This is a genomic window from Thermocrispum sp. (assembly GCF_002919275.1).
In the GTDB taxonomy this organism is placed as follows: Bacteria; Actinomycetota; Actinomycetes; order Mycobacteriales; family Pseudonocardiaceae; genus Thermocrispum; species Thermocrispum agreste.
The window spans coordinates 25,715-38,856 of the sequence record NZ_PKFA01000003.1 but is presented as its reverse complement, the minus strand read 5'-3'; the positions used below and the strand labels follow the sequence as shown (position 1 = coordinate 38,856).

The 13,142-nt window shown below is 68.5% G+C and carries 9 protein-coding genes; 2 read left to right on the top strand and 7 right to left on the bottom strand.

The features are described 5' to 3' along the window. Positions 1-9: 9 nt before the first annotated feature. From CXP56_RS00965 to CXP56_RS00940, 6 genes are all read right to left on the bottom strand, one after another. Positions 10-1,821 (bottom strand): dipeptide ABC transporter ATP-binding protein, encoded by a 1,812-nt coding sequence (locus tag CXP56_RS00965; RefSeq protein ID WP_028845979.1) that lies wholly within the window; start codon positions 1,819-1,821, stop codon positions 10-12. Continuing rightward, complete coding sequence (locus CXP56_RS00960; protein WP_051309386.1) at positions 1,818-2,690, bottom strand: ABC transporter permease; 873 nt, start codon at positions 2,688-2,690, stop codon at positions 1,818-1,820. Before CXP56_RS00960 ends, CXP56_RS00965 begins: the two co-directional genes overlap by 4 nt. Further along, positions 2,687-3,694, bottom strand: a complete 1,008-nt coding sequence (locus tag CXP56_RS00955; protein WP_028845981.1) for an ABC transporter permease — start codon at positions 3,692-3,694, stop codon at positions 2,687-2,689. The genes CXP56_RS00960 and CXP56_RS00955 overlap by 4 nt, the downstream gene beginning before the upstream one ends. Continuing rightward, positions 3,691-5,283, bottom strand: a complete 1,593-nt coding sequence (locus CXP56_RS00950) for an ABC transporter substrate-binding protein (protein WP_286899201.1) — start codon at positions 5,281-5,283, stop codon at positions 3,691-3,693. The genes CXP56_RS00955 and CXP56_RS00950 overlap by 4 nt, the downstream gene beginning before the upstream one ends. 86 nt (positions 5,284-5,369) lie before the next feature. After that, positions 5,370-7,172, bottom strand: a complete 1,803-nt coding sequence (locus CXP56_RS00945) for a gamma-glutamyltransferase family protein (protein WP_028845983.1) — start codon at positions 7,170-7,172, stop codon at positions 5,370-5,372. Positions 7,173-7,848: 676 nt separating this feature from the next. Further along, the gene (locus tag CXP56_RS00940) at positions 7,849-8,811 is read right to left on the bottom strand and encodes a bile acid:sodium symporter family protein (RefSeq protein ID WP_342665079.1); all 963 of its coding nucleotides are present in this window, start codon (positions 8,809-8,811) and stop codon (positions 7,849-7,851) included. A 320-nt stretch (positions 8,812-9,131) separates the two neighbouring features. On the opposite strand from CXP56_RS00940, the gene CXP56_RS00935 reads away from it, so the two are divergent. Beyond that, entirely contained in the window at positions 9,132-9,752 is a 621-nt protein-coding gene (locus CXP56_RS00935) for an MEDS domain-containing protein (protein WP_286899198.1), read from the top strand. Continuing rightward, positions 9,749-11,452, top strand: coding sequence for a PucR family transcriptional regulator (locus CXP56_RS00930; RefSeq protein WP_286899196.1), 1,704 nt, complete (start codon positions 9,749-9,751; stop codon positions 11,450-11,452). The genes CXP56_RS00935 and CXP56_RS00930 overlap by 4 nt, the downstream gene beginning before the upstream one ends. 109 nt (positions 11,453-11,561) lie before the next feature. Here CXP56_RS00930 and CXP56_RS00925 read toward each other — a convergent pair whose 3' ends face one another. Continuing rightward, positions 11,562-12,959 carry an aldehyde dehydrogenase family protein gene (locus CXP56_RS00925; protein ID WP_028845987.1) on the bottom strand — a complete coding sequence of 466 codons (1,398 nt, stop codon included), beginning with the start codon at positions 12,957-12,959 and terminating at the stop codon, positions 11,562-11,564. Between the last annotated feature and the right edge of the window lie 183 nt (positions 12,960-13,142).

The window sequence follows — 13,142 nt, the reverse complement described above, 5'->3', positions numbered from 1 at the left end:
GCCCAGGCGCTACTGCTCGACGCGCGGAATCGAGGCGATCAGCCGCTTGGTGTAGTCGTGCTGGGGCCGGTCGAGGACGTCCGGTGTCGGGCCGGACTCGACCACCTTGCCGTGGTTGAGCACGTACACTCGGTCGGTGATCTGCCGGACGACGGCGAGGTCGTGGGTGATGAACACGTAGGTCAGCCCGAGGTCGGCCTGTAGCTCGCGAAGCAGGTTCAGGATGTGCGCCTGGACGGAGACGTCGAGGGCGGAGACGACCTCGTCGCACACCACGATGCGTGGGTTGCGGCTCAGCGCGCGAGCGATGGCCACCCGCTGGCGCTCCCCACCGGACAACTGCCCCGGCCAGCGGCGGGCATATCCGGCAGGCAGTCCGACCCGTTCCAGCAGCTCGGAGGTGGCCGTCTCGAGATCGTCCGCCCCGGCCAGGCGCAGGCCTTCACGGAGCGTGGATCCGATCGTCCTGGTGGGGTTCAGCGTCGACATCGGGTCCTGGAACGCCATCTGGACCAGCCCGCGCACCATCGCCCATTGCTGCCTGGACACCCGCTTCGCGGCCAGCTCCACGCCGCCCACCCGGACACTTCCCGCACTGGGCCGGGTCAGCCCGACCATCATGCGAGCCAGCGTCGTCTTGCCCGAGCCGGACTCCCCTACCAACCCGACGCTTTCCCCGGCGTACACGTCGACGTCGACACCGTCGACCGCGACTTTGTCCTGGAAATTCTTGCGGACGCCACGCATCTTGACGAGGAGGTCGCCCGGCTGGACCGTCTCCGCACCGGCAGCGGGACGGCCGGTCATGTCGTCGGTGACCAGGGTGATCTCATCGGCACGATCGCACCGAACCCGATGGGTCCCGGACTCATCAGTGGTGCGCAGTGACACCGGCGAACTGGTGCAGGCGGCTACCGCGTAGGGGCAGCGCGGGGCAAAACGGCACCCGTCCGGCCGGCTGCCGGGCGACGGGACGGAGCCGGGAATCGTCATCAGCCGCGGCACCCGATGATCCAGCGGCGGTTCGGCGGCCAGCAACGCCGCCGTGTACGGATGTCGCGGCCGGGCGCGGATGGCGTCCGTCTGCCCCGCTTCCACGATCTGTCCCGCATACATCACGTAGACGCGGTCGCAGGTGGCAAACGCGACACGGAGATCATGGGTGATCAGGATCAGACCCAGCTCGTGGGTCCTGCGCAGCCGGTCGAGCAGCTTCAGTACTTCCTGCTGTGTGGTGACATCCAGGGCGGTGGTGGGCTCGTCGGCGATCAGCACCCGCGGGTTCTCCGCGATCGCGGCGGCGATCCCCACCCGCTGCCGCATCCCGCCGGACAGCTGAAACGGGTACTTGTCGACCACGGCCGGATCGGTGATGCCGACCTCGTTCAGCCTGGCCACGGCCTCGGCTCGCCGCTCCGCCCTGGACAGCTTGCGCCCGTCTGCGCCCCGCAGTGCCGCGGTGACCTGGTCACCGACCTTCATCACCGGATTCAGCATGGTGAACGGGTCCTGCATGATGAAGGCGATCTCGTTGCCCCGCAACCGTCGCCGCGCCGCCTCGCTGAGCCGCAAGAACGACGTGCCGGCGACCTTCACGTCGCCCTCGCTGGTCAGCTCGGGCGGCAACAGGCCAAGAAGCGCGCGGGCGGTGACGGACTTGCCGCTACCGGACTCGCCGACGATCGCAATCGACTCCCCGGGTGCGACTCGCAGGCTGATCGACTCCACGATCGGCCTGCGGGCCCGGCCCTGCTCGAGCCAGACGCTGAGTGAGTCCGTGGCCAGACCGGCCTGCCGGCCGGCGGCGATGGTCGGGTTCATCGTTGTCTCCTCGCCTGGTCGTGCTTGCGCTGCAGGTATTCGCCGATCAGGTTGGTCGAGACGGCGAGCAGGACGATCGCCACCGCGGGAACGACGGCGGGCCACACGTTGGTGAAGATCGTCGCCCGGTTGTCCGAGACCATCCGGCCCCAGTCGGGCGCCCCGGGCGGGGAGCCGAGGCCGAGAAACGACAGCGACGAGAACTCCACCACGCCGTAGGTGAAGACCAGGAAGAACGTGGCGACCATGTTCGGCACGATGGTCGGCACCAGGTGCGTCAGGACGACTCGCCATGTGGGCAGGCCGAGCGTGACCGCGGCCTCCATGTACGGCAGATGCGCGCGCTCCATGACGGCGGCGCGCAGGTTGCGCACGTGCAGCGGAAGACCGAAGACGATCAGGACCGCCAACGTGATGCCGAATCCTCCACCGGTGACCCCGGCGACCACGATCGCCACCAGCAGGGCGGGCACCGAGTACAGCAGGTCCACCATTCGGCTGATCACGGCGTCGATGCGGCCACCGAAATAGCCCGCCGCAACGGCCAGCAGCGTGCCGACGACGGTGACGCCGACGGCCAGCAGGAGCGGGCCGAGCAGCGACGTCCGGGCTCCGGCGATGATCCGCGAGAACATGTCGCGGCCGAGCTGGTCGGTGCCGAGCAAGTGCTCGCCGCTCGGCCCTTGCAGGCTGGCGGCGGCGTCGATGGCGCCGGGGTCCACCGGAGCCAGGCCCGGGAAGATCGCGCAGGCCGCGACGGCGAGCAGGAAGAGCCCGGCCAGCGTGGTCAGGACCGGGATCCGCGGCACCGGGAGGCGGGCCGCGCGAGAACGGCTGGACGTGAGCGTGGAGTGTGGCACCGCGGTCATCGTGCGGACTCCAATCGAAGGCGAAGACGGGGATCGACCAGCATGCAGAGCAGGTCGACGACGAGATTGACCACCACGACGAGCGACGCCGCGCAGAGCGTCACGCCTTGGATGACGGGCATGTCCTGGTCGTGGATGGCTTCCACCATGAGGCTGCCGATGCCCGGCAGATTGAACACGCGCTCGACCAGGATCAACCCGGTGAACAGGCTGACCACGATGGTGCCGGACAGCGTTATCAGCTGGACACCCGCGTTCCGCAGCACGACGTTGCGCAGCGTCCACCAGCGTCCGAGGCCCCTGGCGCGGGCGAACAGCGCCTGGTCCTCGGCGAGAATCTGCCCGATCCGGACCCGGCTGATCCTGGTGGTGATGGCCAGCACGGCAATTGCCATGGTGGTCGCGGGCAGGACGAGGTGGGCGACGGTGTCGAGGCCCCCGTCGCCGATCCCCAGCGCCGGGAACCAGCCGAGCTCGATACCGAAGAACCACGCGACCACCGTGCCGAGGACGAACGCCGGAGTGCTTGCCGCGAGCGTCGTCATGCCCAGCGCGAACCGGTCGACACGGGACCCCGCCCGGTGGGCCGTGACGACTCCGATCGCCACACCGGCCACCAGCGCGATGACCCAGGTGAACACCAGCAGCGGCACCGTGACTGCAGCCGCCTCGCCGAGCAGGGCGGCCACGGGCCTGCGCTGGATCACCGACTCACCGAGCTCGCCTTGCAACAGCTGGCCGAGATACGTCCAGTACTGGTCGAGCAGCGGCCGGTCGAAGCCGTAGATCTGCCGGATGTTCGCCAGTTGTTCCTCGGTCGCCAGCTTGCCGGCGATGGCGTATTCCGGTCCGCCCGGAGCGGCATGGACGAACAGGAACACCACGAAACTCACCACGAGCATGACCACGATCGATGCGGAGATCCGCAGCAGCACGTAGCGCAGCAAGCCTGCTGGGATGCCTGGGCGTTTGCGGGCGGCTACCGGGGCTTCGGCGGTGGTCATCGGTTCACCCCCACCAGCAGATCCCAGCGCTGCATCCACCAGTAGTTGGTGAATCCGTTGATCGTCATTGGCTTCTTCAGGCCGAACGTCATGTCGGGAATCGCCAGCGGCAGCGACGCGCCCACGGCGTGGTAAGCCGCCAGCCCGGACAGGAGCGCTTCCCCACGCTTCGGGTCGCCGACCGGGATGGCGTGGCTGCGGGCCACCGCCGCATCGGCGGCCGGGGTGTTCTGACGTGTCAGGTTGAGGTGCGACTTCGCCGGGACGAAGTAGTCCATCGGCATGACCGGGTCGGGCGCGTTGCTGGAGAACTGGAACAGCAGGAGGCCTTCGTGCTTGCCGCGCAGGATGACGTCGACGTAGTCGTCACCCTTCTGCTCGAGCCGGACGTCGATTCCTACCCGTTTGAGATCCTGCGCCAGCGCTTGCGCCACAAGACTGGCGTCCGCGTCGGCGGACTCGACAGGGAGCGTCACACTGAACCCATTCGGCTTCCCGGCCTTGCGCAGCAGTCGTTTCGCCAGGTCGGGATCGAACGCGTTCGCCTTGTCGAACTTGCCAAGGGTGTTCTCGATCGCTTGCTTGCTCGCGACGCGTTCGAGCGTGGACACCGACACCAGGGTGCGGGCCACCTGCCCGTTGCCTGCCAGCGCGGAGTCGACCAGGCCTTGACGGTTGATGGCGTGCCGGACTGCGGCGCGCACGTCCGGATCGTCGAACGGCGGCTTCGTCACGTCCATCATCAGCATGATCAGTGACGTGCCGTCGATCGTGGTGAACGTGAAGTCCTCGACGGTCCGCACCGCTTTGATCTGGCCGGTGGGGATTTCGAAGATCGCGTTGGCCTCTCCGGAGTGCAGCGCCAGCAGCCGTGCCGAATCGTCCGACACGATGGTGAAGGTGATCGACGAGAACGCCGCCTCGTCACCCCAGTAGTGCGGGTTGCGCCCGATCGTCATCGTCTTGTTGGGCTCGAACTTGATCAGCTGGTACGGACCGGTGCCCAGCTGCCCCACGTCCGGGGTGCCCACTTTGTCCCCGTGCTTGTCGTAGAACGCTTTGCTGACGATGCCGGTCCGGGCGACCGTGTAGAGAAACAGCGAGTGGGGCCTCGCGAGCTCGACGGTGAGGGTGTTGCCGGAGACGGCGATCGACTTGATGGTTTTCATGACGATGTGCGTGGTGCTCATGTGGTCGTCGCGCATCGCCTGCTGGAACGTGAACTTCACGTCCTCGGCGGTCAGCTCGCTCCCGTCGCTGAATCGCACGCCGTCGCGCAGGGTGAAGACGAACTTGGTGGGCGTGACCTGTTCGAACGACTCGGCCACGTTCGGCTGGAAGCCTTCCCCGTCGTAGCGGATCAAGGGTTCGTTGACCAGCAGGAGCACGCCTTGCGTGGACACCCCGCCCTGCCATTGGTCGAACACCGGCTGCATCGCCTCGACCAGAACATGCAGCTCATCGGGCCGACCGGAGGAATCCGCGCCGCTGGACACCCCGCAGGCGGCCAAGCCGGCGAAGACGGTCAGCGCGGCAAGAGCCGCAGATAATCGTCGGCGCACGCGCCGTAAGCTCCCGTGCGGTTTCATGGTGCTGCCTCCTCGTGCCGGGTGAGCGGTGAACTTCGTCAGACGTGCGGTACGAACTGGGGCTTTCGGCACCGGGACGGCGGGGGCTACCGCCCCACCGCGTATCCCTGTGCACCACGCGGGTTGGCACCCGCGCGCATCTGGCCGGAGACCGGGTCCCGGTCGACGGCGGACAACCTGCCGAGGTTGCCGGGATTGGACACGGTGACGGCGTGTCCCCGGCGGCGCAGGCCTTCGATGACGTCCGCGCCGAGAGTCGCTTCCACGACCAGTCCGCCCGGGGTCCATTCCCGGGGCCAGAACGACTGTGCGACGGCGGTGGTGTGGAACATCGGCGACTCGATCGCCTGCTGCGGGCTGTAGCCGCCGACCAACGTGCGCAGCAGATACAGCAGTTGCCACTGGTCCTGCTGGTCTCCGCCGGGCGAGCCGAGCGCCGACACCGCGACGGAGCCGCGTTCCAGGATCGTCGGACTCAGCGTCGTCCTGGGCAGGCGGCCGGGACGGAGCGCGGACGGGCTCGCCGGGTCGAGCCAGGTCATCTGCAGGCGGGTGCCCAGGCAGAAGCCGAGTTCGTCGATCGTGGGATTGGACTGCAGCCAACCGCCCGACGGGGTCGCGGACACGACATTGCCGTGCCGGTCGATCACATCGATGTGCACGGTGTCACCACGGGTTTCCCCGGTCGGGCGGACGGTCGGTTCGCCAATCGCGGACGCATTGGTCACCGCGGCGTCCACCTCTGCTTTGGTGCGCAGCGGCGGGAAGTACGGGGAGGTGCCGGGAATTGTTCCCGGCCGCCATTCCGTCGACGCGCGAGACGTGATCAGCGCGGCACGCTGTTTGGCGTATTCCGGCGAAAGCAGGGTCCGCAAGACTCCGTGGTCGTCGCGAGCGTCCCCGTAGTAGGCATCGCGGTCGGCCATCGCGAGTTTGAGGGCCTCGGCGATGGTGTGCACGCCGCGCTCGGTCGACGGATCGAGGTCGGCATCGTCGAAATGGTCGAGGATGGCCAGCGTCTGGAGCAGAACCGGACCTTGTGACCAGAACCCCGCCTTGGCCACCGTGGTGCCCCGGAACGTCAGCCGTACCGGTTCCTCCAGTTTCACGGTGAACTCGGCGAAGTCGTCGACCGACAGCACCCCCGCGTAGTCGTTGCCGTCAGCATGACGGTGCCGGGTCTGGGCCGCTTTCGCGGCGGCGGAGGCGACGAATCCGGTCTTCCATTCGCGCAGCGCGGCCTCGATACGAGCTTCCCGGGTCGCGCCGGTGTCGGCGGCTGCAAGCAGGCGGCGCAACGTACGGGCGTACTGCGGGTTCTTGTGCAGTGTCCCCGGAGCGGGCGCCTGACCGTCGACCAGCCACAGCTTGGCGGACGTCGGCCAGTGGTCGCGGAAGAGATCGGCGACGGACGCGATGGTACTGGCCGCGTTCGGCAGCAGCGGATGCCCCACCTCGGCGTAGTGCAGGACGTACGACAGAACATCACGCAGCTCCCACGTGCCGAGTTCGCGCAAGATCACCAGCCAGGCCTCCACCGCGCCAGGTACGGCACTGGCGAGCGCTCCGGCTCCGGGGACGAACTCCAGCCCGAGCGACCGGTAGTGCGCGATGTCGGCGCCCTGCGGCGCGGGACCTTGCCCGTTGACCACCATGGTGTCTCCGCCGGCTGGAGTCACCAGCGCGACAAGGTCTCCGCCAGGCCCGTTCAGGTGCGGTTCCACGACGTGCATCACGAATCCTGCGGCAACGACGGCATCGAACGCGTTCCCGCCGCGTTCCAGCACGCTTTGCGCCACGGCGGAAGCGACCCAGTTGGTCGACGCGGCCATTCCGAACGATCCGGTCAGGGCTGGGCGGCTCAGGCGGTCAGGCGGAGCAGTGAACATGGCGGAAGTATGCAGTCTTCCTAAGTTGGATGCAATACTAAACTGATCGGATCCGCCTGATGTGAAGGTGCCTATGCTGCCTGTGCCTTACGTCCGTGGCTTGCCGCCGAAGGTGGAGCGGACCGCAACTGAGCCGACACGACGTGACGGTCAGTGTGAAAGCGGCCGGAACCAGCTCCCCCGGCCGGAGACCCGTTCGCGGCCAATGACAGTCGAAGGCGCGAGGATGTTTCCGGAGCGGGCCGCAGATGAGGAGGCATCGTCCATGCGAGGCGCTGCAAGCCCGCGAGTCAGGCGTCTCCCACCGACGAACGCCGCGCCTCGTCCCGTTGACGCGCGAGCGCTCTACGGCCGAGCGACGAGTACGCATGTCCTTCTCCGGACACGACCACTCACCTCACGGGACAATGCAGCCTGGAGCGACGCTGTCCGTGGATGATCGGGTCCGCCGGGCGACCGCCCGCTACCCTCGCATCCTTCGAGAACTTTGCCGGTTTCGCCGAGCCTCCGGTGTTCCGGAGTCTCAGACGAGACGGTCCCCAGGTGCCACGTACGGCATGCCGTTGCTCGATGTCGTGCAGAGCGTCGCCTGTCAGGCAACTGACAATGCCGCCTGCCGTGGGTGCTGCCCGAGGCACGCCCCGGGTGAGACGGCCATGTACGCCCGGAGGGGTGTTCAGCTCTCCGGCTCGGCGACGGGATTCTCGCGGTCTTCGTCGGACGTCGCAGGCACTCCCCCGCGACGCGACCAGTAGGAAGCGAGGATCGAACCGGAGACGTTGTGCCAGACGGAGAAGATCGCCGACGGCAGCGCGGCGACCGGGCTGAAGTGAGCAGTGGCCAGCGCGGCGGCGAGGCCGGAGTTCTGCATGCCGACCTCGATGCTGATGGCGCGCCTGGAGGGCACGCTGACCCGGCAGGCGGCCGCGATCCCGTAGCCGAGCAGCAGCCCCAGCCCGTTGTGCAGAACGACGGCGAGGATCACCAGCAGGCCCACCGACAGCAACGTCGCCGAGCTTCCGCCGACCACGATCATCACCACGATCGTGATCCCGGTGACCGACACGAGCGGGAGCGCAGGCAGCATCCGGTCGACGAACGACGGGACGAGCGCCCGCAACAGCAGCCCGATCACGATCGGCACGATCACGATCTGCACGATCGACACGAACAGCCCGCCCGCGTCGACCGGCAGGAACTCGTCGGCCAACAGCAGGACGAGCAGCGGAGTCAGCAGCGGCGCGAGCAGCGTGGAGACGGTCGTCATCGCCACGGACAGGGCCGTGTCGCCGCGCGACAGGTACACCATCACGTTCGACGCGGTGCCGCCCGGAGCCGAACCGACCAGCACCATGCCCGCCGCCAGCTCGGGCGACAGGCCGAGCACCACGGCGAGCCCGTAGCCGATCAGCGGCATCACCACGTATTGCGCGGCAACACCGAGCAACAGGGCCCACGGCCGCTTCGCGACGACCACGAAATCGCCGGCCCGCAGCGTCATGCCCATGCCGAGCATGATCACAGCGAGCAGCCAGGGAACGGCGGGAGCGCCCGCGGCGAACGTCTCCGGGGCCAGCAACGCCACTCCGCCCGCCACGACGACGATGAGCGCGAACCACCGGCCGACCACCGCACTCACTCGCTCAAGGGTCTGCATCTGCTCAACTCCGCTCCACGTCCGGCGCCTGACTCGTACCTGCCGCCACGAGTCGGACGCCATGGAATCACTCGTCGGTGTAACCCCCGACGCGGGGTCCGATTCTTCCGACTCGTACCGGCGTCGGACAACTTGTGCCGGACCGCGGCCATGCCCACCTGGCGAATGCGCCATCCGGAGGCCACCGGGTGCCCTCGGTTCGTCCTGGCAGGACGACGTTCTCCGGGTTCCTCGACCCAGTCGGACGTATCCTGCGTCACATTTCCGCCGTATGCTGGGCTCCCTGGAGGGAAGTGGTGACGATGCCGGGCCTCGACACGAACGCTGCCGTGCTCGACGGGCCCGGCGTGCACGTCACCGCTGGTGACCATCTCTGCGTCTTCTACCGCGGGCTGGCGGAACGCGACGAGATCCTGATCCCCTACCTGCGCCAGGGGCTGCTCAACGGCGACAAGTGCCTGTGCGTCGTCGACACCACCGAACCGGAAGCCGTGCTGGCCGCATTGGCGTCCGACATCGACATCACGGCTTCGGTCGCCGATCGCACCCTCGACGTGCGGCGGTCGGCCGACACCTATCTGCGCGGTGGTGCGTTCTCCACCGAAGCGATGCTCGAGTTCTGGGACGAGGCCATCGGCGGAGCCTGTGCCCAGGGGTATGCCTTCACGCGTGCCGTCGGCGAGATGACGTGGTCACTCAGCGGCCAGCCGGGGGTGGACGAGCTCATCGCCTACGAGGCCGAGCTGAACCGGTTCCTCCCCCGCTACCCGCAAGCGATCCTGTGCCTGTACGACCTGGAGCGGTTCTCTGGCGAGGTGCTCATGGACGTGCTGAAGACCCATCCGAAGGTCATCCTCGGGGGCATGTTGCTGAGCAACCCGTACTACATCGACCCGGACGAGTTCCTGGCGGGGCGGCGGTGAGCTCGGCGGTCGTTCCGGCCCAGCGAGCGGAGTCGGACCTGGCGCTGCGGCATCAGCTGGCCAACATGCGCGGCCTGCTCATTCTGTCGATGCTGATGACCGAAAGCTGCGACGAGGAGCAGATCCTGCGCCTGGCGGCCAGCTCGGTGCCGTCGGTCGCACGCTGCCGGGCCGAAGGCGCCTACCTCATCGAAGGCACCTGGAAAGCCGTCCAGGCCGCCCTGTCGGATCCGGTAGCCCGGGAGGCGGTCACCACCCAGTTGGCGGCACTCGGCCGCAACGGCGGGCCGGTGCGTCTTCCCGGCCGTGCCTGGTCGTGGGCACTGCCGTTGGGCAGCGTCGGAAGCTTCGTCGGTTACCTTCTGGTCAGCGCGGACGAAAAGGTGGACATACCCACCGAAGACGAGAAGTTCGTCTTGCACGCGCTCGCCCAGCAGACCGCCTCCGCGCTCGTCAACGCGCGAACGCACGCCAAGGAGCGGGCCACCGCCGCCGAGCTGCGCGCAGCGAACGAGAGCCTAGGGGCGACCGTGCAAGCGCTGAAACGCACCACCCGCATCCACGAACGCTTCACCCAGGTGTCCCTGGCCGACGAAGGCAGGGACGGCATCGCGGCGGCGCTGCACGAACTGACCGGCTACCCGGTGGCGATCGAGGACCGGTACGGAAACCTGCAATCCTGGGCCGGGCCGCACCGGCCGACCCCCTACCCCAAGGACCCGCCCGCACGGCGCGAACAGCTGCTCCGGCGCGCGCTGCGGGAAGGACGGCCGATCCGTGACGGCGGCAGGATGCTCGCGGTGGCCAGCCCGCGGCCGGACGTGATCGGAGTCGTCGCACTGATCGACCCCAGCGCCACCGCAGGGGACCAGGAACTGCTGGCGCTGGAGTACGCGGGCACCGTGCTGGCCATGGAGCTGGTGCGGTTGCGCAGCCTGGCCGAGACGGAGCTGCGGCTGCGGCGCGACCTGGTCGAGGAACTTCTGGCCGGCACCGACGAGGAAAGCGCGCTGGCGCGCGCCAGTGCCCTCTCCTACGACCTGGAACGGCCGCACTGGGTGCTGGTGCTGGAAGGCCGGGGCAGAACGCAGGACGCCGACATGTTCTTCCACGCGGTGCGCCGCGCCATGCGTGCTTCCGCGGTGGGGTCGATGCTGGTCACCCGTGGTGACACCGTGGTGGTGCTGGCCGACCGGGAGGTGGACTGGGAAGCGTTCCGGGAGACGGTGCTGACCGAGCTCGGCGGCGGCCGGTGCCGGATCGGCATCGGGGGCCGGTGCGACCGGCCGAGCGAGTTCCCCCGCTCGTACCGGGAGGCCACCATCGCGCTGAAGATCCAGCGCAGCGCGCGCGGCCCGGACCAGGCGGTCAGCTACGACGATCTCGGGGTCTACCAGCTGCTCGGGGAGGTCGAGGATCCCGCCGTGGTGGAACGGCTGGTACGGCGCTGGCTGGGCGCGCTGATCGACTACGACGCCAAGCGGCACTCCGAACTGGTCGAGACCCTGAGCCAGTACCTGGAATGCGGCGGTGCGTACGACCGGGCTGCCACGGCGTTGTGCGTGCACCGGAGCACGTTGAAGTACCGGCTGCAACGCATCCGGGAGATCTCGGGGCTGGACCTGACCGATCCGGACACGCAGTTCAACCTGCAGCTGGCCACCCGCGCCTGGCGGACGCTGCGAGCCCTGCGGTCGTGACCGGCCGACACCGCGGCCGCTGCGGGCGCGCAGGACGAACGCGCCCGGGGGCCGGCGGATCGAGACGCTGCCGCGGTCTCCCCCAGCCAGTCCTCCCGGCCGCGCAGCCTCACCGCCCGTAGCGGGCCCAGTGACGTGCGAACAGCTCCTCTTCGTCGATCGTGCGCGGCGGAATGGGCCGGGAAACCCAGGTCACGTTCACGAAGTGCCGGGCGTTGACGTTTTCCGTGGTGATGTTGCCGCCCCAGGTTCCGCAGCTGAGGCTGAGGGTGAACGGCAGCCCGTTGCGCGGGGAGCCTGCGCCTTCGTTGAGATTCTGATTGACCATCACGCGTGCGGTCTTCGTGCGCTCGGCCAGCAGCCGCACGTTCTCCTCCGAGGTGGAGTGGATGCCGCAGGTGTGCCCCAGGCCCTGGTACCCGGTGATGTCGTTCACCAACCGGATCGACTCGTCGATCCCGCCGCGGTAGCGGTACACCGCGAGCACCACCGACAGCTTCTCCCCGGAGAACGGGTACTCCGGTCCGGCCCCTTCCTCGGGCACCATCAGAAACGTCGTTCCGTCCGGCACGGAGAATCCCGCCTTTTCGGCGATGACCGAGGCGGACTTGGCGACGACGTCCGGCCGGGGCACCGAGCTGCCTTCTTTCCACATCGCCTGTTGCAGAGCCGACTTCTCCTCCGCCGAGCACAGGTAGCCGCCACGCGCCAGCAACCGGTCCACGACCGGCTGGTACACGTCGTCGTGCAGCACGATCGCGTTGTCGGCCAGGCAGCTCGTGGCCCAGTCGAACGTCTTCGCCGCGACGATGGCGTCGGCTGCGTCGTCGAGGTCGGCCGTCTCGTCGACCACGTGGACCGCGTTGCCGACACCGACCCCGTAGGCCGGGGTGCCGGAACTGTACGCGGCCCGGACCATGCCCGCGCCTCCGGTCGCCACGACCAGGTCGGCCTGCCGCATCAGTTCCTGCGTCGCCTCCAGCGACGGCTCGGCCACCACCTGTACGAGGTCCGCGGGCGCACCGACCTGCTCGCACGCTTCCCGCATGTACTTGACGACGGTCGCGGTCGTCTCGGCCGTGCGCGGATGCGGCGCGACGATGATGGCGTTGCATCCCTTCAACGCGAACAGCGTCTTCACCGGTGGCGTGGCGTCCGGTCCGGTCGTCGGGATCAGCGCGGCGACCACACCCACCGGCTTGGCGATCTTCGTCAGCCCGCGTTCGTGGTCTTCCTCGATCACCCCGACCGTGCGGACGTCGCGGATGTCCGACAGCACCCCCAGCACCCGGCGGTTGATCTTGGTGACCTTGTCCGCGTAGTTCCCGAAGCCACCCTCGTCCACCGCCAGCTTCGCCAGTGCTTCCGCGCGATCGGGCCGTGCCACCGCCCATGCCACGGCCGCGCACAAGTCGTCGACCTGTTCCTGGGTGTAGCCGGCGATCGCCTCCTGGGCCCGGCGCGCCCTCGTCACAAGCTCGGTCACTGTGTCGGTGCGTGAAGTCATGGGTCAACCTTGACGCAGTTCGAGCCGGGGCGATTCGGCTTGCCGGGGCGAACTCGCGGCGCTTGCTTGCCCGCGTGGGACGTGCTGCCGCCGGCCACGGTCACCATGTCCTGAGCGGCCAACCGACGCCCGGACCCTTGCCCCGCTGGGCCGGAGCCAACGCCCGCGCGCGGCCCTAGTGTC